21 protein-coding genes and 1 tRNA gene are annotated in these 21,488 nt (G+C 58.6%); 9 read left to right on the top strand and 13 right to left on the bottom strand.

The features are described from left to right. Positions 1-5 precede the first annotated feature (5 nt). The 3 genes from AT6N2_RS16990 to AT6N2_RS16980 all read right to left on the bottom strand — a co-directional run bounded on the left by AT6N2_RS16990 (position 6) and on the right by AT6N2_RS16980 (position 2,206). Positions 6-1,481 (bottom strand): TolC family protein, encoded by a 1,476-nt coding sequence (locus tag AT6N2_RS16990; RefSeq protein ID WP_063947084.1) that lies wholly within the window; start codon positions 1,479-1,481, stop codon positions 6-8. Next, positions 1,478-1,708 (bottom strand): hypothetical protein, encoded by a 231-nt coding sequence (locus tag AT6N2_RS16985; RefSeq protein ID WP_063947085.1) that lies wholly within the window; start codon positions 1,706-1,708, stop codon positions 1,478-1,480. Before AT6N2_RS16985 ends, AT6N2_RS16990 begins: the two co-directional genes overlap by 4 nt. An 87-nt stretch (positions 1,709-1,795) precedes the next feature. Continuing rightward, entirely contained in the window at positions 1,796-2,206 is a 411-nt protein-coding gene (locus tag AT6N2_RS16980; RefSeq protein ID WP_063947086.1) for a hypothetical protein, read from the bottom strand. A gap of 277 nt (positions 2,207-2,483) precedes the next feature. On the opposite strand from AT6N2_RS16980, the gene bioB reads away from it, so the two are divergent. From bioB to AT6N2_RS16955, 5 genes are all read left to right on the top strand, one after another. Continuing rightward, complete coding sequence (bioB, locus tag AT6N2_RS16975; protein ID WP_155737423.1) at positions 2,484-3,518, top strand: biotin synthase BioB; 1,035 nt, start codon at positions 2,484-2,486, stop codon at positions 3,516-3,518. Next, positions 3,509-4,660, top strand: coding sequence for an 8-amino-7-oxononanoate synthase (locus tag AT6N2_RS16970; RefSeq protein WP_425292756.1), 1,152 nt, complete (start codon positions 3,509-3,511; stop codon positions 4,658-4,660). The genes bioB and AT6N2_RS16970 overlap by 10 nt, the downstream gene beginning before the upstream one ends. After that, positions 4,657-5,295, top strand: coding sequence for a dethiobiotin synthase (gene bioD / locus AT6N2_RS16965; protein ID WP_209090355.1), 639 nt, complete (start codon positions 4,657-4,659; stop codon positions 5,293-5,295). The genes AT6N2_RS16970 and bioD overlap by 4 nt, the downstream gene beginning before the upstream one ends. Further along, positions 5,292-6,557 carry an adenosylmethionine--8-amino-7-oxononanoate transaminase gene (locus AT6N2_RS16960; RefSeq protein WP_209090354.1) on the top strand — a complete coding sequence of 422 codons (1,266 nt, stop codon included), beginning with the start codon at positions 5,292-5,294 and terminating at the stop codon, positions 6,555-6,557. The genes bioD and AT6N2_RS16960 overlap by 4 nt, the downstream gene beginning before the upstream one ends. Positions 6,558-6,639: 82 nt before the next feature. Further along, positions 6,640-7,626, top strand: coding sequence for a beta-ketoacyl-ACP synthase III (locus tag AT6N2_RS16955; protein ID WP_209090353.1), 987 nt, complete (start codon positions 6,640-6,642; stop codon positions 7,624-7,626). 68 nt (positions 7,627-7,694) lie between these two features. Here AT6N2_RS16955 and AT6N2_RS16950 read toward each other — a convergent pair. Both AT6N2_RS16950 and AT6N2_RS16945 read right to left on the bottom strand, forming a co-directional pair. After that, positions 7,695-7,768, bottom strand: a tRNA-Gln gene (locus tag AT6N2_RS16950). Positions 7,769-7,888: 120 nt separating this feature from the next. Continuing rightward, positions 7,889-8,326 carry an Lrp/AsnC family transcriptional regulator gene (locus AT6N2_RS16945; RefSeq protein WP_063947091.1) on the bottom strand — a complete coding sequence of 146 codons (438 nt, stop codon included), beginning with the start codon at positions 8,324-8,326 and terminating at the stop codon, positions 7,889-7,891. Between the two features lie 128 nt (positions 8,327-8,454). Here AT6N2_RS16945 and rocF point away from each other — a divergent pair, with 128 nt between their 5' ends. Together rocF and AT6N2_RS16935 are read left to right on the top strand one after the other, a co-directional pair. Further along, a complete protein-coding gene (gene rocF / locus AT6N2_RS16940; protein ID WP_063947092.1) occupies positions 8,455-9,375 on the top strand; it encodes an arginase in 921 nt (306 codons plus the stop codon). A gap of 13 nt (positions 9,376-9,388) precedes the next feature. Beyond that, positions 9,389-10,444 (top strand): ornithine cyclodeaminase, encoded by a 1,056-nt coding sequence (locus AT6N2_RS16935; protein ID WP_209090352.1) that lies wholly within the window; start codon positions 9,389-9,391, stop codon positions 10,442-10,444. Between the two features lie 29 nt (positions 10,445-10,473). Here the strand turns inward: AT6N2_RS16935 and AT6N2_RS16930 are convergent, their stop codons facing one another. After that, positions 10,474-11,355, bottom strand: coding sequence for a DMT family transporter (locus AT6N2_RS16930; RefSeq protein WP_209090351.1), 882 nt, complete (start codon positions 11,353-11,355; stop codon positions 10,474-10,476). A 44-nt stretch (positions 11,356-11,399) separates the two neighbouring features. Between AT6N2_RS16930 and AT6N2_RS16925 the strand changes: the two genes are divergently transcribed. Continuing rightward, positions 11,400-11,645, top strand: coding sequence for a hypothetical protein (locus tag AT6N2_RS16925; protein WP_209090350.1), 246 nt, complete (start codon positions 11,400-11,402; stop codon positions 11,643-11,645). 14 nt (positions 11,646-11,659) lie between these two features. Here the strand turns inward: AT6N2_RS16925 and iolG are convergent, their stop codons facing one another. From iolG to AT6N2_RS16905, 4 genes are all read right to left on the bottom strand, one after another. Beyond that, complete coding sequence (gene iolG, locus AT6N2_RS16920) at positions 11,660-12,652, bottom strand: inositol 2-dehydrogenase (RefSeq protein WP_209090349.1); 993 nt, start codon at positions 12,650-12,652, stop codon at positions 11,660-11,662. Between the two features lie 240 nt (positions 12,653-12,892). Continuing rightward, on the bottom strand, positions 12,893-14,137 hold the full coding sequence (locus tag AT6N2_RS16915; protein WP_209090347.1) for an adenylate/guanylate cyclase domain-containing protein: 1,245 nt from the start codon (positions 14,135-14,137) through the stop codon (positions 12,893-12,895). 229 nt (positions 14,138-14,366) lie between these two features. After that, positions 14,367-14,597, bottom strand: a complete 231-nt coding sequence (locus AT6N2_RS16910) for a helix-turn-helix domain-containing protein (RefSeq protein WP_063947097.1) — start codon at positions 14,595-14,597, stop codon at positions 14,367-14,369. Positions 14,598-14,824: 227 nt separating this feature from the next. Continuing rightward, a complete protein-coding gene (locus AT6N2_RS16905) occupies positions 14,825-15,928 on the bottom strand; it encodes an RHE_PE00001 family protein (RefSeq protein ID WP_209090346.1) in 1,104 nt (367 codons plus the stop codon). Positions 15,929-16,219: 291 nt separating this feature from the next. Here AT6N2_RS16905 and AT6N2_RS16900 point away from each other — a divergent pair, with 291 nt between their 5' ends. Next, a complete protein-coding gene (locus AT6N2_RS16900) occupies positions 16,220-17,524 on the top strand; it encodes an MFS transporter (protein ID WP_186376924.1) in 1,305 nt (434 codons plus the stop codon). Positions 17,525-17,578: 54 nt separating this feature from the next. On the opposite strand, the gene AT6N2_RS16895 is transcribed toward AT6N2_RS16900, so the two are convergent. The 3 genes from AT6N2_RS16895 to AT6N2_RS16885 all read right to left on the bottom strand — a co-directional run bounded on the left by AT6N2_RS16895 (position 17,579) and on the right by AT6N2_RS16885 (position 21,323). After that, a complete protein-coding gene (locus AT6N2_RS16895; protein WP_209090345.1) occupies positions 17,579-18,916 on the bottom strand; it encodes a sensor histidine kinase in 1,338 nt (445 codons plus the stop codon). Positions 18,917-18,936: 20 nt separating this feature from the next. Beyond that, positions 18,937-19,590 (bottom strand): response regulator, encoded by a 654-nt coding sequence (locus AT6N2_RS16890; protein WP_209090344.1) that lies wholly within the window; start codon positions 19,588-19,590, stop codon positions 18,937-18,939. Positions 19,591-19,655: 65 nt separating this feature from the next. Continuing rightward, complete coding sequence (locus tag AT6N2_RS16885; protein WP_209090343.1) at positions 19,656-21,323, bottom strand: phosphoethanolamine transferase; 1,668 nt, start codon at positions 21,321-21,323, stop codon at positions 19,656-19,658. Positions 21,324-21,488: the final 165 nt, after the last annotated feature.

The raw sequence follows: 21,488 nt of genomic DNA, 5'->3' as shown, positions 1-21,488 counted from the left end.
CTTTCTCAATGTCCACCGCCGCCGCCGGAGGCGGCGGCAACCTCGGTCTCTCCGCCAGCTGCACCCGAACCGCCCCCATAAATGGCCGGAACGAGCCCTGCTTCGGCGAGCCAGAAGTCGCGTTTGGCATCGATGGCGAGTAGATTCGAATTGACCTTTTCGCGGCTGTCGGCCAGCAACTCGAAAGTGTTGGTCAGCATGCCATTATAGGTCCGCATCGATTCTTCCTCGATCCGGTTGCGCAGCGGAACCACGCTGTTGCGGTAGTGCCGGGCGATGTCGTAGGTGGACCGATACGCCTGATAAGCGGAGCGGGCTTCCGAGCGGACATTGACCGCCTTTTCCGCCAGCAGGTTGGCGGCGCGCATATAGGCGAGTTCGGATTCCCGCATGCGGGCCTGACCGGAATCGAAGATCGGAATGACGAATTCCAGTTCGGCGCGGCCGGTCGTTTGTTTGTTTATGCGGTCTTCATCTTTTTCACGCTCGGTCTCGAAACCCGATCTGAGTGCGAGATCGCTGACGTACCGGGTCGCTTCGGTGAGCTTGAAGGAGCGGGCGGTCGCCTCCAGGTCGAGCTTGGCCATCTGCAAGTCCACCCGACGCTGCAGCGCCTCGGCCTCGATCATGTCACGCTGGGCGAGTGCCTTGGGAAGTGACGGCAGACGGGTGGGGATGCTGTATTCGATATCTGATCCCCAAAGTCCCATCAGTCGCGTCAGTTCCTCCCGGGCAAGACGGGCTTCCAGTCTTGCCTTGGCGATCTGGCCCGTCAGTTCGGCATAAAACACCTGCTCACGGGCTTGGCCTTCCTTGTTCATCGCGCCGGACTCACCGAGTTTGGTGGCGAGTTCCGAAGCGGCGGCCGCAGCGGTCTGCGCCTGAGCCAATTGGCCGACGTTTTCCGAAGCCGCCACGGCGGAAATCCATGCGCGACGTGTATCCGCAGCCAGTTGCAGCGTTCTCAACGCCGCGCCCAATTGCGCCTTGCGAAAGCCGGTATCGGCGATTTCGACATTCTTTTTGAGCGTGGCGAGTGCCAGAATATTAGTGGTGAGGACGCCTTCGATTGTCTTGTAGGCCCTGAGGCCTGGCGTGCCGATACCCGTCAGCCCCAGGCCGATGCTTGGGTTGACCAACAGAGTCGATTGCCATGCGGTGGCAGCTGATTCGCCCAGATCGGCGTAAGCCGCCTGCAGGCCCTTATTGTTCAGCAGCGCGACCTGCACCGCCGTTTCGACGTCGAGCGTCTTGCTGGCCGCCATCAGCGATTTGACACGGGCCTCTGTTGCCTGTGCCTCGGCCCGGTTCTGAACCCATGCGGTCTGTTTCCCTGTCGCCTCTGTTGTCTTCGCCGAGACAGTCGTGAAACCGGCCTCCCGGGAGGCATATTGTGCGGCAGATACGCAGCCGCTGAGAAAAAGCGGCAACGACAGGATTGCCGCGAGTTTTGATGCGAGTGGGAGTGAGCGTGGCATCATGATGCACCTCCTTTCGGAGCCTGCGCATCGTTCTGGTTACGCCACGGCTTCGGATCCGCCGGCATGCGGGCGGTGTAGCCCGAGACCGGCGTCTGATAACGAAGCGGAGGGGCGCCAAGCGTCGGGTTCGCCGCGTCGTCATAGGAGGCGGCGTCGTTCATCATCGATGTGGCAGTGCAGCCGCCCAGTAACAGGGGCGCTGCAACCACGATATAAATCGGGTTCATAGGTATTGTCCGAACAGGAGATATAACGGCGCGAGGGCGCTAAAGCCGCTCACGCACGGTCATTGCCCAAAGGCGGGCTTTGCCTGTTCAGATATTTGGGGGGCGTTGAAGCAGTGGGGTTTGGCCCAGGGCTTTGTCGTCGTCAGGGAAGGTCCTGATGGTGCTGGCCACTCGCGTACCGATGGCTGAATGGCTCAACAGCACCGCCATGCCGAGGCAGAAATCGCCGCAGCATTGCGGTTTTTCGGTCTTTTTGACGTCGCCATCAGTGTCGGCCATGTTTTGGTGGTCGTGACTGGCCTTCTTCATCTCAGAGCCGCCATGATCCATCAGCTTGCCATGATCCATCATGCCGGATTGATCATGCCGCATTCCCCCTCTGTCGGGACCATGCATGGCAGCATTGACGGTGGAAACGCTGTAGCCGGCCAGTGAAAGGATCATCACCAACCTGAACAATAGAGCCAGCAATTTCGATGCTCGCAACGTTCCACGCATGTGATTAGAAAAGCTGGTGTCTGCTGATTTGTCAATGGATATACATCATAACCATTGTCGAAAGCTTCTGGTGAGCCCGTCGGCACCCTCTTGCTTGCGTGACCGCTGGCGAATGGGTCGTGCGGAATGGGCAGGTCTTCCTGTGCGAAACGCCAGGTCATCGCCCCCCTCTTTCTCTTCCTGACGTACAACTTCCAAAAAAGTGCTTGCAAAAGGGCGCGATAAAAAAATAGATAAAAATAACTTCTATCTATTTTTATTCCGGGAAAGTCATCCGATGCACTCATTCGCCCCGCAAATTTCGGAACCTATAGCGCCAAATGGAATCTCTCCATTGATTTGGTCAGTCGAAGACGCTAAAATTATCTATAATTTATCGTTCAATGATCTCTTGTTCCGCGCGCAGCAAGTTCACCGCTGTCATTTCGACGCCAATGCAATCCAGATAAGTCGTCTGTTGTCGATCAAGACCGGCGGTTGCCCTGAAGATTGCGGCTATTGCAGCCAGTCAGCCCGAAGCCCGACTGGCCTCAAGGCTTCCAAACTGATGGAGGTGGAGCGTGTGCTGGCAGAGGCGCGCAAGGCAAAGGAAGGCGGGGCGACGCGTTATTGCATGGGCGCGGCGTGGCGTAATCCCAAGGAGCGAGATATGGAGGCTGTTGTCGCCATGGTGGAAGGCGTTAAGGCGCTTGGCATGGAAACCTGCATGACACTCGGCATGCTGACCACCGAACAGTCCGAACGGCTGGCGGATGCCGGGCTCGATTATTACAATCACAACATCGACACGTCAGAGCGGTTCTATTCAGAGATCATCACCACCCGCACTTTCGAGGACCGGCTCGAAACGCTCGCCAATGTTCGCGATGCCGGCATCAAGGTCTGCGCCGGCGGCATTCTCGGGATGGGGGAAACGGTGGAAGACCGTATTTCGATGCTGGTGACACTGGCCAATCTGCCGGCCCCGCCGGAGAGCGTGCCGATCAACATGCTGATCCCGATCCCCGGCTCGAAACTGGCCAATGCCGATCCTGTCGATCCCATTGATTTCGTGCGTACCATTGCTCTTGCCCGCATTCTCATGCCGCGTTCGCACGTGCGGCTCTCGGCCGGGCGCTCGGATATGAGCGACGAGACGCAGGCGCTTTGTTTCCTCGCTGGCGCTAATTCCATCTTCATTGGCGAAACCCTGTTGACGGCGGATAATCCGGGTGAAGACCACGATGCGGCGCTTTTCCGCCGGCTGGGCCTGAAGCCAATGGAGTTACCACCCGGGGAATCGAAACCCATGGAGGTGGGAGGCTGCCGGTGAACCTCACAGTGTTTTCCCAGTACGAGGCGAAGCTCGCTGGGTTGGAGCGGAAATCGCGGCTGCGCGCACTCGCTCCCCGGCAAGGGGTCGATTTCACCTCAAACGACTATCTTGGCCTTGCATCCGCACCACGGCTGAAGGCCGCTTTTGCCGACGCGATGGAGATGGGCGTACCGGCGGGGGCCGGTGGCTCGCGGTTGCTGCGCGGAAACCACTGCGAACATGAAGCCCTTGAGCTGGAAGCAGCTGCTTTCTTTGGCGGCGAAAAAGCGATCTATTTCAACAGCGGTTTTGCCGCCAACCTTGCGCTGTTCGCCACATTGCCGCTGCGGCAGGACCTCGTCCTTTACGACGCCCTGATCCATGCCAGCGTCCATGATGGCATTACGGCCGGCAAGGCGCAGGCGATTGCCGTTCCGCATCATCAGGTTGAGGCATTCGAACGGGAAATCATCCGCTGGCGGGGGCAAGGTGGCAGGGGCCGCCCATGGATCGCCGTTGAAAGCCTGTATTCCATGGATGGGGATCGCGCGCCCCTTGTGGCGCTTGCCGATCTTGCCGAAAGACACGATGGTTTTCTCGTTGTCGATGAGGCCCACGCCACCGGCGTCTTCGGACCCGACGGACGTGGTCTGGCCGCGGAACTGGAAGGACGCCGTAATGTGCTGGCGTTGCACACCTGTGGAAAGGCGCTCGGTCTTTCCGGCGCGCTGTTAAGTCTTCCAGCGGTTTTCGCCGATTATCTCATCAATCGCGCCCGCGGTTTCATCTACTCCACCGCGCCTTCGCCTTTGATGGCAGCGGCGGTGCGCGAATCCTTGCGCATGATCGCCGATGAACCCTGGAGACGCCTGCGGCTGGCGGAACTCGTAAGTTTTGCTGGCGAGGAATTGCGGCGGCGGCTCGGCATAACGCCCAGCGGCTCGCAGATACTGCCGGTTATGATCGGCGACAATGCCCGCTCGCTCAGGATCGCCGCATGCCTGCAGCAGGGCGGTTTCGACGTGCGGGCGATCCGCCCGCCCACGGTGCCAGAGGGAACGGCGCGCCTGCGCATTGCCGTCACGCTAAACGTCGATGAAAGTGAGATCGCCGCTATGGCTGAACTGCTTGCTCTGGCGTTACGGGAGGAAGCGGCATGAGCCCTCGCTTTGTTGTTTCCGGCACCGATACTGGTATCGGCAAGACGGTTTTTGCAGCAGCGCTAACCCACGCCCTTCGAGCCCATTACTGGAAGCCCGTGCAATCCGGGCTGGAGGAGGAGACGGACAGCGAGACGGTGCAGCGGCTGGCTGGTGTACCGCAGGCACGCATCCTGCCGGAGGCTTACCGTTTGAAATTACCAGCCTCGCCCCATCTGTCTGCCCGCCTTGAGAACATCATGATCAATCCGGCTCTGCTGTTGCCCCCACAGACGGACCGACCGCTGGTTATCGAAGGGGCGGGCGGGCTTCTGGTACCGCTGACGGAACGGGTGGTCTTTGCCGATATCTTCGCGCGCTGGCAAATTCCGCTTATCCTGTGCGCAAGGACGTCGCTCGGCACCATCAACCACACACTCCTCTCCCTTGATGCGTTGCGGCACCGCGCCATTCCCGTGCACGGCGTGGTTTTTATCGGCGACGAGAACAGGGAAAGCCAGGAAATCATCGTCAGTCTCGGCGCTGTTCGGCAACTCGGTCGGTTGCCGCATCTGGAAAAGATGACTTCTCAGGCGCTGCATCAGGCATTCGCCGACCAGTTCAATCTTTCGGATTTTCGGGAGGTGCCGGCATGAGCCGTTCTCCCGTATGGCACCCTTTCACCCAGCATGGTCTGGAACCGCCGATGAAACGTCTCGTATCAGCGGAAGGGGCCTTCTTGACCGATGAGGACGGCAACCGGCTGTTCGATGCCATCTCGTCCTGGTGGGTCATCACCCACGGTCACCGGCACCCGGCAATCATGGCGGCGATCCGCGCCGCCACCGAAACCTTTGATCAGGTCATTTTTGCCGAATTCTCCCACGAACCCGCCGAAACTCTGGCGCGCGGGCTGATCGAGCTTGCGCCTGCCGGACTGAGCCACGTGTTCTATTCCGATAGCGGCTCGACGGCCGTCGAGGTGGCGCTTAAAATGGCGCTTGGCTACTTCCACAATTGCGGCGAAAAGCGTGACCGTATCGTGGTTATGGAGGACGGCTATCACGGCGACACCATCGGCACCATGTCCACGGGCGAGCGTGGCGTGTTCAATGCTGCTTATGAACCGCTCCTCTTCGGTGTCGACCGGGTGGCTTTTCCGGAAGCGGGCAATAGGCAACATACGCTCGACTTGTTCGAGAGCTTCTGTCGTTCAGGTCGTATTGCCGCGCTGCTGATAGAGCCGCTGGTGCTCGGGGCGGGCGGCATGAAGATGTACAATCCGCATGTTCTCGCGGGGCTGAGAGAGATCGCCAGACGCCACGGCTGCCTCCTCATCGCCGACGAGGTGATGACGGGTTGGGGAAGAACCGGCAGCCTGTTTGCCTGCGAGCAGGCAGGCATTTCGCCGGATATCCTCTGCACCTCCAAGGGCCTGACCGGCGGTTCCCTACCGCTTGCGGCGACACTCTGCAGCGCGGCAATCTTCGATGCGCATTTTTCGACCGATCGGCGCAAGACCTTTTTTCATTCCAGTTCCTATACGGCTAACCCGATCGCCTGCGCTGCCGCGGTCGCTAATCTTGACGTCTGGCGGGATGAGCCGGTGATGCAGCGTATCGGTCAGTTGCAGCAGGCTCTCAGCGTAAATCTCAAGCGATTTGCCCATGACCGGCGTTTCACCGATGTGAGGCAAATGGGGACTATCGCTGTCCTTGACCTCGCGGTTCCTGCGGGGGGGTATCTTGCAGAGGCGGGGCCACGCATGCGGTATTTGTTCCGAGACCACGGGTTCGTCATCCGCCCGCTCGGCAATGTTCTTTATCTGATGCCGCCTTATTGTTCGACGCTGGAAGACATTGCGCACGCTTTTGACGCCATCGATGAGGTGACCGGGATCGTTACCGAAACCGCATGAAATCGCGCTCGCTCGGCACCGCGTGAAAACAGGGTGCGTCGATGTTTAGCCTGTTCCAGAACCGTCTCCGAAAGTCCTGACAATGCAGACCCGCTCTTCCCGCATGGCCGGTTTTGGTCATGCCGTTCCGTCTCGATGTGTCGACAATGCCGAGATAGAGGCGAGTCTCGGGCTGGAAGCCGGCTGGATCGAGCGGCGCACCGGCATCCGTACGCGTTATTGGGCGCAAGAGGGCGACAGTCTTAGCGGCCTTGCGGCGGGAGCCGGCCGCATGGCGCTGGAAGATGCGGAAATCGCCTCCGACGACATCGCATTGACGCTGCTTGCGACTTCCACGCCGGATCATCTTCTGCCACCCTCGGCACCGCTGCTTGCCCACGGGCTGGGCCTTGCCCGATCCGGCGCGATCGATCTCGCCGGGGCCTGTTCCGGCTTTCTTTATGCGCTCACCCTTGCTGATGGCATTGTCCGCACTCACGGCCGCTCTGTCCTCATCGTTGCTGCCAATATATTGAGCCGCCGCATCAATCCGGCGGAAAGGGCGAGCGCCGTCCTGTTCGCCGATGCCGCCGGTGCGGTCGTACTCAAGCCCTCCAGCGAGCCGCAACGCGGGCTTTTGTCGGCCGATCTCGTTGCGGATGGTGGCGGTTACGATCTAATCCAGATAGCGGCGGGAGGAAGCAGCCAGCCCTTTTCTGGCGACACATCCGCAGAAGACGCGTTGATGACGATGCGTGACGGCCGTGAGGTTTTCTCCCGCGCTGTGGCACTGATGACGCAGACCTCGCAAAAGGTGCTGCACGACGCCGCAATGGCCGCAGCCGATATCGACCGGTTTGTGCCACATCAGGCCAATGCCCGCATGTTCGACGCCGTCTGCGGCAATCTCGGCATCGACAGAAAAAAAACGGTCCACACAATCGAAACCTTTGGCAACTCTTCCGCCGCAACCATCCCGCTCTCCCTCTCCGTCACAAATGCGGAACGCGCCTTCGCAGAAGGCGAAACCCTGCTTTTGACGGCGGCTGGTGCGGGCATGACCGGGGGAGCGGCTGTCTATCGTGTTTGATCGAAAGTCATTACGATTTCATGCTGAAAAGCGTCAAATCATAAGAAGCAGATTTTGTTTGAAGAGATTGGCTGGGGAACCTGGATTCGAACCAAGATCGACGGAGTCAGAGTCCGCTGTTCTACCATTGAACTATTCCCCAAAAGCTTGAAGCGCGGGGCGCGTTCGCTTTGGTGGGTCGTCATATAGATGATTTATTCCGGGGCGCAAGCCGAAAAAATTGAAAAATGCGTTTTATCCCGGTTTTGCCTCAATCAAGCGGTTAGAGGCGGGCACGGGTGGAGCGCGGGGTGGAGAGGAGGAGACTGGTTTCGCTGCCGGTGATGCCCGGCACAAGGCGAATGCGGCGGAGGACCGCGTCGAATTCGCTGAGCGTCGCGGCATTGAGTTCCACGATCAGGTCCCAGCGGCCGTTGGTGCTGTGGATCTCGGAAATCTCGGGAAAACCACCGAGCGTCCGGATGACACGGTCTGTCACATGGCCTTCAATCTCGATCATCATGATTCCGCGTATCGCCGCCTCCACCGCGTCGGCGCGCAGGATGACAGTGTACCCGATAATCGTCCCTTCGTTTTCCATCTTTTCGATACGCGAGCGCACCGTCGCACGCGAGGTTTGCGTCTCGATGGCCAGATCGGAAATGCTGCGCCTGCCATTGTGGCGCAAAAGCGTGATGAGCCTTTCGTCGAGATTGTCCATGATAACCAGTTTGGGAAACAGAATTCATCAGATTGGTAGCTTATTTCGATAATGTTGCCAATATTTGATATTCGTTTCGCCAGAACACTGTGGTGAATTTGACCTCAAAGCAAGATAGCGAGGACGGGATGGAAATCAGGTTGGTCGGGGCCCCACTGCAGATCGGGGCAGGGCAATTGGGCTGCGAGATGGGACCGAGCGCCTATCGCGTCGCTGGGCTTGCCAGGGCTCTCGAAGAGCTTGGGCACAAGGTCGTCGATACCGGCAATGTGACGCCCACGCCGCTGCGAGACTTTGCCCATCCAAACCCGGCTGTGCATCATCTGGCCGAAACCGTGGCCTGGACGGAAGCGCTGACGGAGGCTGCCTATCGTGAAAGTGCCGGCGCCGTGCCGATCTTTCTCGGCGGGGATCACGCGATTTCTGCGGGAACGGTCGCCGGCATGGCGCGGCGGGTGGCCGAGAGTGGTCGGCCGTTTTTCGTCCTCTGGCTCGACGCCCATACCGACTATCACACGCTTGAAACGACACGCAGCGGCAATCTGCACGGTACACCCGTGGCTTATTTCAGTGGGCGAGATGGTTTTGCGGGCTATTTTCCGCCGCTCTCCCACGCGGTACCGGAAGGCAATATCGGCATGATCGGTATTCGCAGTGTGGATCCCGCCGAAAGAGCGGCGCTGGAGCAGAGCGGTATTACCGTTCACGACATGCGCTCGATCGATGAACATGGCGTCGCCGTGCTGCTGCGCGCGTTTCTCGCGCAGGTTCAGGCGGCAAACGGGCTTTTGCATGTCAGCCTCGACGTCGATTTTCTTGAGCCGTCCATCGCACCGGCTGTCGGGACGACGGTGCCGGGCGGCGCAACATTTCGCGAAGCGCATCTGGTGATGGAGATGCTGCATGATAGCGGGCTGGTCTGCAGCCTCGATCTGGTGGAACTAAACCCGTTTCTCGACGAGCGCGGCCGGACTGCAACCTTGATGGTGGACCTTGCGGCCAGCCTGATGGGCAAGCGCGTCATGGACCGCCCGACGCGCGCGGGTTGAGAGGGAGAATGGAATGACAGTCATACCGAACCTCAATATTGTGCCCTTCGTCAGCGTTGATCACATGATGAAGCTTGTTCTGCGCGTGGGCATCGACACGTTCCTGCGTGAGCTTGCCGAGGTGGTGGAGGAGGATTTTCAGCGCTGGGAAAGCTTCGACAAGACCCCGCGCATCGCTTCGCATTCGAAGGAAGGCGTCATTGAGTTGATGCCGACCAGCGACGGCACGCTCTATGGTTTCAAATATGTCAACGGCCATCCGAAAAACATGAAAGAAGGTCGCCAGACGGTCACGGCTTTTGGCGTGCTCTCCGATGTCGGAAACGGTTATCCGCTGCTTCTGACCGAGATGACGATCCTGACGGCACTGCGTACTGCGGCAACCTCCGCCGTCGCAGCAAAGTATCTCGCGCGTAAAAACGCCCGCTCCATGGCAATCATCGGCAATGGCGCCCAGAGCGAATTTCAGGCGCGTGCATTCAAGGCAATTCTCGGCATAGATACGTTGCGGCTATACGACATCGACCCGTTCGCCAGCGAAAAATGTGCCCGCAACCTCGCTGGTCAGGGTTTTGTCATCAAAATCTGCGACAGCGCGCAGGAGGCGGTGGAAGGGGCTGATATCATCACGACGGTCACGGCCGATAAGCAATATGCGACGATCCTGACCGACAACATGGTCGGGCCCGGCGTTCACGTCAATGCCGTTGGCGGCGACTGCCCCGGCAAGACGGAGTTGCACCGCGACATTCTGCTGCGATCGGATATCTTTGTTGAGTATCCGCCGCAGACGCGCATTGAAGGAGAAATCCAGCAACTGCCGGCCGACTACCCCGTCACCGAACTCTGGCAGGTTATTGCCGGCACGACGGAAGGACGGACAACGGACCGACAGATTACGCTGTTTGATAGCGTTGGTTTCGCGACGGAGGATTTTTCCGCGCTACGTTACGTGCGCTCCAAACTGCCAAACACTGGGCTCTACACGGAGCTCGATCTTCTGGCCGACCCCGATGAGCCGCGTGATCTCTACGGCATGCTTCTGCGGTGCGAGGCGGCTCTCGTCTGATCAGGACGTGATTGAGAGAGCCGAGACACTCAAGCTTTCCGGCGGGCTTTCCTGCCGGTCACGTGCTCACGCCAGATGGTGAAAAGGCCGGCGGCGATGACGATTGCCGCTCCAATGACCATGTTCGGCGTTACGACCTCTCCATAAACAGCGACTCCGATGATGGAGACTAGCACGAGCTGATAATAAGAAAAGGGCTGCACGGAGGCGGCGTCTGCAAGTTCGAATGCTCTGATGAGGCAATAATGGCCGCTCATGCCGGTGAGGCAGAGCGCCAGCATCCAGATCCAGTCATAGGGCGCGAGATTGACCCAATAAAAGGGTCCAACCAGCGTCAGCGCTGCAGCGCCAGCCACGCCCGTATAGAAGAAACTTGTCATGGCCGTATCGCTGCGGCTGCCGAGGCGCGTCAGAACGCCATAAAGCGCAAGCATGAAGGCCGCGACGAAAGTGATGAGGAGAGTTTTGTCGAAACCTTCGCCATCCGGTTTCAGAATGACGAGAACGCCGATGAAGCCGACAAAAATTGCGCACCATCGCCGCCACCCCACCTTTTCACCGAGCAGCGGCACGGAAAGCGCTGCAACGATGAGCGGTGCTGAAGCAATGATAGAATGGCTGTGAGCAAGGCCCACAATCGCAAATGAAAAGATCGAAAAAACGATCTGGACGGCAAGAAGCACGCCGCGGCTGATCTGAAGCCACGGGCGGTTGGCCATGACAGCTCCGCGGATGCCGCCTGCCGATCTTGCGGCGATCAGAAGAACGAACAGGGCGAAGGCCCAATATCGCAGCATGGCGATAAAAACGGGAGGATAGGCCGTTCCTAGATGTTTCGATATGCCGTCCTGTGCTGCAAATATCGTAAATGCAGCGAGCGCGTAGAGAAAACCGGTCCTGGCTGATGGCATCAGAAAATCGCTATCCGGCGATTGCCGGCAAAAGAGAATAAGGCATGGGTGAGGCTGGCTCCCGCCATATGAAGTGGCTCCAGCTTGTCAGACAACCTTATTTTTCAAATGGCAGCCATGCAAGGGCGGGCGTCGGCTTTTTAGAAGCCGATCTGCGGGCTTGGGCTGATGCTGTACGCGTCATCTGCGCATTTTCGCCTGCTTTAAGAGCGACGACGAATTCGGCGGACGACCTGGGGAAGGATATTGTGTTTGTCCCGCTCAATAATCGCGGGACAAAACCGGGCTGAAGATGAGAACGGTCTCAGCTAATCGTCACGGCTGCCTTCGAGGCCACCGATTTCAGGGCGGCATCGGCGAGTTTCAATGCGGTCAGGCCGTCCCCAATGGAGGGCGAGGGCGCGACGTTGTTTTCGATGCTGTCGATGAAGGCGGTGATTTCGGCGGCATAAGCAGCCGTATAGCGTGTCATAAAGAAATCATGCAGCGGTGGACGGGTGTATCCGTCCGCGTTGGCGATCTCGATGGAAACCGGGCGCTGGTTTTCGGCCGCTGCCGAACCGAGCGAGCCGTGCACTTCGATGCGCTGGTCGTAACCATAGGTCGCGCGACGAGAGTTAGAGATGATTGCCTGTCTGCCGCTTTTCGTCGTCAGAATGATGCTGGCGCTATCGAAATCGCCGAGTGCGCCGATCTCCGGATTAACGAGAACGGAGCCGGTGGCGAACACGCTTTCCACTTCTTCGCCCAGCAGGAAACGGGCCATGTCGAAATCGTGGATCGTCATGTCGCGAAATATACCGCCGGAAACCTTGATATATTCGGCTGGCGGCGGGCCGGGGTCGCGGCTGGTAATGGTGACCATCTCCACCTTGCCGATGCGGCCGTCTTCGATGGCCTTGTGAACGGCCTGAAAATGCGGGTCGAAGCGGCGGTTGAAGCCAAGCATCACTTTCGCGCCGGTTTCTTCGACCACCTTGGCGCAGGCTTCCGCGCGGGCGACATCGAGATCGACGGGCTTTTCGCAGAAGATTGCCTTGCCGGCGCGCGCAAAGCGCTCGATCAGGTCAGCGTGGGTATTGGTGGGCGTGCAGATGATGACCGCGTCGATCGTCTTATCGGCCAGAACCTCATCAATCGTGCTGACCTTGCACTGCGCTTCCTTGGCGATCGCTTCCGCAGCGCCGGGCATGGCGTCAACCACGGCCACCAGTTGCGCCCGGCTATCGGTCGTGATCGCCTTGGCGTGGACCTTGCCTATCCGTCCAGCGCCGAGCAGTGCCAATTTCGTAACCATCTTTCCTCCGGTTTCTCATACCCGTCCCTCACTCCCGGAAAGACAGAATATGAATGCAAGCGACATTTCAATATGGAATATATGTTCTATTTTGCTAGTTCGACATCGCAGATGTGTCAAGCGTTTTGACAGTGGGGCACACCGGACAGACGAGGCACGTTCACGCGCTGATAGCCACGCAGCGTCTTCGCCTCAGATCGGGCGAGCACGGGTTTCCTCAGGTCAATGGCGGGCAAGGGTTCAGTCGGATGTCGCGTCGGCGTGCGGTGAAAGAGCATAGACTTCGACGGGTGTCTCGAGGCCTCGCAGCAGCCACGGGCCAAGGCTTTCAAGCCTTTCCTTATGGCCGGCCATGCGGGCGAATTCCTCGGAAAAGAGCACGTTGCGCCCTGTCTCCTTGGTCAGTGTTTCAAGCCGCGATGCGATATTGACGGCTGGGCCGATGACCGTGAAATCAAGACGTGTCTTGGAGCCGATATTGCCGTACATGACGTCGCCGACATGCACGCCGATGCCATAACCGAGGTGGTCGTGGCCTTTCCGCCGATTGATTTCATTAAGCGCGGCGAGGCTCTTCTGCGCGCTGGCGATGGCTTTCAGGAGGTTCGCGCAGGCATTGGGGTCACTGAGCGGGAAGATGGCAAGCAACCCGTCGCCCATGAATTTCAGGATTTCGCCGCCAAATTCCTCGATAGGGTCGCACATGGCGTCGAAATAGCCGTTCAGCAGTTCGATGACGTCATCGCGTGGCCAGAGGTCAGAAATATGGGTGAAGTTGCGCAGGTCGCAGATCAGGATGGCGGCGCCGACCGTCATGCCGCTGCCGCGTGTCGTTGCGCCATTGAGGATTTTTTCGCCCGCATGCGGACCTACGTAGGTCTCCAGCAGAGTGCGCGTCATGCGGTTTTTCAAGCGTATTTCGCTGACGAGCGCGAGCGCCGGAAGCAGGTTTTTCAAAGCGAGGATTTCGCTGTCCAAAAAACCGCCCGGCCTGTCACTGGAAAATGTTGCAACGTGGCGCTTGCCGAAAGTGTGCTCGATGGGCCAGGCGCAATAATCCGTCAGGCCTTCCGCACGCAGGTCCTCATAGATGGAGTAGCCGGCATCGTCGCCGTGTCCTTCATTCAAGCGGTGGCGTACTTCGGCTGCACCCTGATGAATGTCGTTGATGGGGCTATTGAGATATTCGGGTGTGTTTTCAGCACCGTAACCGTAGGTAACGATCTCGGCGGAAGCCACGCCCGCTTTCCACAGGATGCGCGCACCAAGCCATTGGGGATGACGAATGCGGAAAATCAGCGCGGCCCGCGCCACCGATATGCCATCTGCGCGCAGCCGGTCGCAGAGTTCAACGAAAATTTCATCGATAAAACGCTCGCCCTTGGTTCCGGTGACGAGCCAGTCGAGGATTTCCGTTTTCTCCGCAGGCCACAGTCGATCCAGCGCTGAAGAAACCGGTTCTTCGGTATCGAGAATGAGTGCCATGGCGGGGTTCCGGAGGTTGTTGCTGCTCTCGCACAAGCGCGGGCCATGCAGCCCTTCGGCAGCCACGGTCGCTCGTGGAACCCATGTGGTGGCGGATAACGAAAATGTTAAGAGACGAACGCGGAAAAACTTTCCGGAAAGGTGACACTCATCAGGTCACGTGCGCCGCCCGGATGCTGGAAAGAGCATTTTCCCTGGCGGCGCTGATGGTGAGAAGACCGCGAATGGATTAGATAACGGTTTCGACAGGGATCTGCAAAGCCGCGGCAACGCGGCGGATGCGCAGCGGATCGCTGTCTGTGCCATCTTCAAGCGCATGGATTTCGCTGGTGGTCAGGCCACAGGTGATGGCAAGCTGTTCGACCGTATAGCCGGCAAGATGACGTGCCGCGAGAACTTTCTTTGCAAAAGGAGCGTCGGTTTCTTGATCGGAATCGGGGTGTGAGATTGAAATAGTCATTATTGCATCTCCCTCAGAATGGACACTTAAATGCGGGCGGCGGAAAAAAGTTGCCGGGACCGAATGCGACCGCGTTGCCGGAGAAAAAACAGTGCTGCAACGCAGCGAGGAACATAGCGGCTTCACCCACCTACGCAATAGTTAAATTTTGTTAAGTTTCGTGATCGCCGCATTTTCGCGACGCTGGATTTCGGAAAAAGACTGAAAATAAATGTTTTAGACGCCGCTTATAGCATGCCCCAGGCACGAAATCGTCCGCGCCCGGTTACTTCCCTTAGTTCGAGCTGGTTGGCGAGGCCGATTGCACCCTGCGGCGTGGTACCAAGTTCCTTGACGATCATGGCAGCCGAAACCACGGGCCGTGAAACGACGAGATCGACGAGATCAGGCAACCGTGAGGAGGACCGGCGGCCCGCGAGCTTGCGCATCATCCGTTCGCGAGCGTGGGCCAGCCGGTCGTGCTCCTTCAATCCTACCTGCGCTGCTTCATAGAAGCTATCGAGTAGAGCGACGAGACGCTGCGTCTGGTTTCGGACGTGACGGCGCTCCCGTGGAACCGCGCGCAGTCCGGCGCTGAGGGCAGGGAGGTGATCGGGCGTCACCGCGCTGTCCCGCAGGAAAGCGGCGGCGAGAAGCCGCCCGAGCCAAGGACTGCGTTGCAGAACCTCGATCATGTTCCAGGCGTCGAGCAATATGGCGGTGCGAAGAATAGGCGGGAGTTCTTCCGAGTGGGCATGCACGCCCCACCATTCTTTCAGCCGTTCGTCCTCATCCCAGTCGGGTTCGTTGATGATCGCATGGCTTTCCCCCCTGTGCATCATGGGAGGCCTGTTGGTAGTGGTCATCGCATCGAGTGTCGCCGCGGTGCGGGCGAGCAGCGCGTCGAGCTCTGAGAAGGCGCCCTCCAAGGATGTATCGCGATCTGCATCGGCAGCATCTGCTTGGTCATGTGTCTGCCTGGGAGGTGCCGCCTCTTCAACGATACTTGTTCTGCCGCGCAATTTTGAAAGACCCGCAGCGCTGAAGGCCCACCCGCCTGCATTGGCGAAGATTAGCCGCCGCGCGCGAAGAATCCGGTGCGCTGCCGTCATTTCATGGGTCGGCGCGCGCACATCCATATGCGCGTCATGAAGTACCAGGTCTTCCATATGCACGAGCTCGCCATCCACCCACATGGATGAGACGGCATCCGCGAAATCCTGCCTTTCGATGAAACCGTGTTTCATCGGCGACCGGTCAATCCGCTCATCCAGCCGTGCCAGAGCCTCGCCCGCGCGGGCGGCAACAATGAGCAGCTTTTCGATCTGGATATCCGATATATCGTAAATCATTGATATTTTTTAGTTTAAGCGCGCATGCCTTACAAGGCGGTCCAGAATGGCGCCGTGTGGTTATTTACGCTAACATGACGCGTGCTTCGCCGTAGAAGCCTCGTTCTGAGGGTGGAAAAGGTGGAGACGTGGCGCATCATGACCAGACAAACGTCACGTTGCATTGCACCGTAAACTTGCGCATTGCAGCATGGCGGGTATATACCCCGGCCAAGAGCGACAAATTATCACACCTTCCGTTCGCCCTTCCTTCTCCAGACGAAGATGAATTGGAGTTTACACGTGAATATTATGGCAAATGGTCCCGCCGCCGCGCCGGATCAGAAAACCCGTTTGAAATCGATCATCGGCGGTTCGGCGGGCAACCTTGTCGAATGGTATGACTGGTACGTCTATTCGGCCTTCACCCTTTATTTTGCGCCGGTCTTCTTTCCCTCCGGCAATCAGACGGCAGAATTGCTGAGCGCTGCCGCCGTTTTCGCCGTCGGTTTTCTGATGCGGCCAATCGGTGCCTGGTTCATGGGGACCTATGCGGACCGCAAGGGCCGCAAGGCGGGCCTCACGCTCTCTGTCACGCTGATGTGCCTCGGCTCGCTGCTGATCGCCATCACCCCCGGTCATGATACCATCGGCATCGCGGCACCGGCCATCCTGGTTTTCGCCCGTCTTCTGCAAGGTATCAGCGTCGGCGGTGAATATGGTGCAAGCGCTACCTATCTTAGCGAGATGGCCGGCAAAAATCGCCGTGGTTTCTTCTCCAGTTTCCAATATGTCACGCTTATCTCCGGTCAGCTTCTCGCGCTCGCCGTTCTTCTGGTTTTGCAGCGCGTGTTGACCCCGGAGCAACTCAGCTCCTGGGGGTGGCGCATCCCCTTCTTCATCGGCGGCCTCCTGGCTATCGCGGTATTTTATATCAGACGCGGCCTTGCCGAGACGCAGTCCTTCGAAAATGCCAAGACCGGCGCTGCCGACAAGCCGAAATCCAGCGGATGGGCGCTATTCAAGCATTATCCGAAGGAGGCGCTTATGGTCATGGCGCTAACGTCAGGCGGCACGCTCGCCTTCTACGCCTATACGACCTATCTGCAGAAGTTCCTCGTCAACACCTCAGGCTTCAGCAAGGAAAGCGCCACGGAAATCACCACGGCGGCACTTTTCGTCTTCATGCTGTGCCAGCCGCTTGCCGGCGCACTGTCGGACAAGATCGGCCGCAAGCCGCTGATGGTGGGCTTCGGCATTCTCGGTACCCTGTTTACCTACGTGATCTTCAGCACGCTGGCGGCGACAACCGATCCGATCATGGCCTTCGTTCTTGTTCTGGTCGGGCTTTTGATCGTCACGGGCTACACCTCCATCAATGCTGTCGTGAAGGCCGAAATGTTCCCGGCCCATATACGTGCGCTCGGCGTGGCGCTGCCCTACGCACTGGCAAACACCATCTTTGGCGGAACGGCCGAGTTTGTAGCCCTCAAGTTCAAGCAGATCGGCCATGAAAACTGGTTCTTCTGGTACGTGACGATCATGATCGCGCTGTCGCTCGTCGTTTACGTGAAGATGCGCGATACGCGCGACCACAGCCACATCCACGAGGATTGAGTTGTCGAAATCTCGTCAAAGCCCTGCCTTACCGGCGGGGCTTTTTTTCGACAGTCAGGTGGCCTCGACGGGGATGGCAACCCTCGCCTCAAAACCGTCTTGCTGGCCGGTGGCTGGTGACGACAGCGTCAGCGTCCCGCCGGTCTGTTCGACAAGGCTTTTGACGATGGCAAGGCCAAGCCCGGTGCCGTCTGCCGCGGTCTGGCCTCTGGTGAAACGTGTCGTCAGTTTGGGTAAGAGGACGGGGTCGACGGCCGCTCCGGCATTGACGACTCGGACCGTGCCGTCTGCCTCCGCGAAGACCTGAACGGGGCTTTTCGTCGGGCTGTGGATCAGCGCATTTTCGAGAAGATTGCGGATGATGATGCCGAAGGCGTCCGGGCCGATCCTGCCGCACAGGCCGCCCTCACAGCGATTGACGAAGCGGATGCGCGACACCCCGATCGCCGTTCTGCTCATATCGTCAATGATCAGTTCGAGGACGGGAATGAGATCGCTTGTCTTGTCGGTTAGGCCGATTCTGGCTTCCGCCCGCGACATCTGAAGCAGCTTTTCAGCGAGATGGGCAAGATGCTGAAGGGATTTCTCGATGTTTTCGACACGTGGCGCAAGCGCCGGGGGAATATCGGCACGAAGCCGCTGCGCCTGCGCCAGAGCGCCCGCAATCGGCGTGCGCAGTTCGTGGGCGCTATTGGCAGTGAATTCCCGCTCCGCGTCGATCGTGGAACGCAACCGCCCAAGCAGCAGGTTGACCGAGCGTGCAATCGGATGCAGTTCCGGTGGGAAAGGTTGCGTTGCAAGCGGCGCAAGATTGCCGCCGTCCTTCTTGCCGATCTCATCTCGCAACGTCTGCACCGGCTGCAGGGCGCGCCGCACCACGACGATAACAGCAATAATGCTGGCAGGAATGAGAATGAGCACGGGCAATACCAATGCGCTGCCCGCCTCCACGATCGCTTCGCGGCGATTGGCAAAGGCATCGGCGACCTGAAGGAAATAATTTCCATCAGGCGAAACGACGGTGAAAATGCGCTGCGAGGACGTTTCCGAAAAACCGGCATCAAGGGAGACCTCGAAAGGCTCGGTCGAACTGTCGTGCGAGTGCAGCACGACCTGACCTTCGCGGTCGCGAACCTGATAGGTCAGATATTCGGCGCCTTCCGCCGACTGGTTCAGTTTTTGCGCAGCTGGCGCCGTATTGTTTTCACGCAGGTCGTCGAGCAAAAGCGGCAGCAACCTTTCCGCCGTCTCTTCAAGGCCCGCATCGAAAATCTCGGCAAACTCGTCCTGCATTACCATGATGCCTAGGCCGCAGGCGATCAGCCAGGATATGGCAACAACACTTGTCAGCGCCGTCACAAGTCTGCGCGTCATGCTGGTCGGTCTGGCCATGTGTTTCTGCCTGGGTTCGTCTACTTGATGGTGTAGCCGACGCCGCGCACGGTCTCCACGCGGTCATGGCCGATTTTCTTGCGCAGCCGGCTGATATAGACCTCGACCGTGTTGCTTTCTATTTCCGCGCCAAATTCGTAAAGCGTATCGTGGAGTTGCGCCTTCGAAACAACGGCGCCCGGATGCTCTACCAATTTTTCCAGCACGGCCCATTCGCGGGCGCTGAGCGTCTGAGCCGTTCCATCGACCGTGATATTGCGTGCCACCTGGTTGATCTCAATGCCGGGCAGACGGATGACAGGTGCGGAGCGTCCTTCGTAACGGCGGGACACGGCTAGCATGCGCGCTGAAAGTTCATTGAGATCGAAGGGCTTGACGAGATAGTCGTCCGCCCCGGCATTCAGGCCGGCAATGCGGTCAGACACCTGGTCGTGAGCTGTCAGAATGATCACAGGCGTCGCGTCGTTGCGCTGACGCAGTGTTTGCAAGAGGGTGATCCCTTCGCCATCCGGCAGGCGCATATCGAGCAGGATGAGCCCGTAATCCATCGTCAGCGTCGCAGCCGTGGCATCGCCGAGTGTTTTGAACCAGTCGACAGCGTGGCCCGCCGCCGCGACATGGTCCCGCAGCGCTTCTCCCAGCACATGATCGTCTTCAACCAGCAGAACCCGCAAGACAGCTCCCTCTATCGCTTCGTCTTGCGTATCTCTTTCCCCGGATAAGCGTCAAGCACAGTATTTTAGCTGTTCTGACGCTGGGTGCAGCCGCCGAAGACATCGAGCGAGGCATCGTAGACCGATGTGGAGACGTTCATCATGCCAAGGATGCTGTGGAAGTAATTATCGTGCGAGCGTCCGCCTTCTGCGGCACTCTTTGCCAGACAGGCCTTGTCGAGACCCATCGATTTGGCGAAATCGTCATCGAACCAGACCAGAAACGGCACATGGGTCTGCTGGTCTGGCGCCAGAAGGTAAGGTGCGCCATGCAGGTAAACGCCATTTTCGCCCAGGGATTCGCCGTGGTCGGAGGCGTAAATCATGCCTGTCGCCAGCTTGTCCGACCGGGCCTTCAGCTTGTCGATCACGGTTGACAGGAAGTGGTCGGTGTAAAGAAGGGTGTTGTCGTAAGAGTTCACGATTTCCGTGTCAGAGCAGTTCCCGAGTTCGGCGGTGCGGCAATCGGGTGTGAATTTCCGGAATTCATCGGTGTAGCGCAGGTAATAGGTGGGGCCGTGGCTGCCCATCTGGTGAAGCACGATCACGCTGTCCTTGGTGACGTTGTTGAGCCAGGCATCGAGCTTGTCGAAGAAGATGTCGTCGCGGCACTCGCCACCGGTGCAGAAGCGGCTGTCATTGGTCGAAGGCAGGTCGAAATAAGGGATGCGGTCGGCGACGTTCTTGCTGCCGGTATTGTTGTCAAGCCACGTCGCCCCGATGCCGGCGTGGACGAGAACATCCATGACGTTCTCATTGGCGAGCGCCTTGCTGTGGCTATATTGCGACCTTGGGAATTTTGAGAACATGCAGGGAATGGAAATTGCCGTGGCGGTGCCGCAGCTGGTGGTGTTCGGGAAATAGACCACGTTCCGTTTGGCAAGCTCCGGATTGGTTTCACGCCCGTACCCGTTGAGCGAGAAATTTGCAGCACGCGCCGTCTCACCGGCCACGATGACGGTGACACGCGGTTTATGAATGCCGCCGAGAGCAGGGAGGACCCTGGCGTCTTGGCCCAGCGGGCTCACCTGAATATCGACCTCCTTACCGGCCTGCGTGAAATAATGGACAGTCGACATGATCGGCGACAGGGGATTGACGCTTTTGACGATGTCCTTGTGCTGGCGGATTGCGGTGGTAAAGGTCTTGGAATTGGCGAAGCTGATGATGCCGGCGATGGTGAGACAGACCAGGATACTGATCGTGTTCCACAGAAGCTTTTCGAGGATTGGCCGATGCCTGACGCGGACGATGATCACGACGAGTGACGGCACCAATCCGAAAATCGCCATATGCCAGAGAAAACCGGGCGTGATCAGGTTGCCGGCCTCTGCCTGCGTCGTTTCCATGGCGTTGCGGATCATATCGCTGTCGATAACGATGCCATAACGATCCATGAACCAGGACGCCGCGGCCGAGGCGAAAATCAGGACGATTAGAAAGGGCTTGATGATATATTTTGCCGAAAAAATGATGATCAGCGCGCCAAAAAGCGCGAACATCGCGCCATAAAGCGCGACGATGGCCACCGGATAGGCGGAGAGATAGGTATCGACCTTCGACCAGAACGTCCGGTTCGCAAAAAACAGCAGATAGGCCGCCGTCAGCAGGCTGAGTGATACGCTGCCGATTTCGGGACGATATGTCGTTGTTCCCGTCGCTTTCGCCGTAAAGAGTGCCAATGCAAGATCCACCAGATTTCAGAGTGGGCGGGCGGCGATGGGACATGGCGAAAATGCCATCGTCCATGCATCCGCACCGGCCGATCAATGGCGGATGCATGATTTTGCTGACATCAACCTGAAAGCTTGTCATGAAAGCGTCACAAGGCCAGATCGGCACGAAGCTGCACGTCGCGG

This window comes from Agrobacterium tumefaciens (assembly GCF_017726655.1).
Lineage (GTDB): Bacteria > Pseudomonadota > Alphaproteobacteria > Rhizobiales > Rhizobiaceae > Agrobacterium > Agrobacterium tumefaciens_B.
This window is presented reverse-complemented; position numbering and strand designations above follow the sequence as displayed.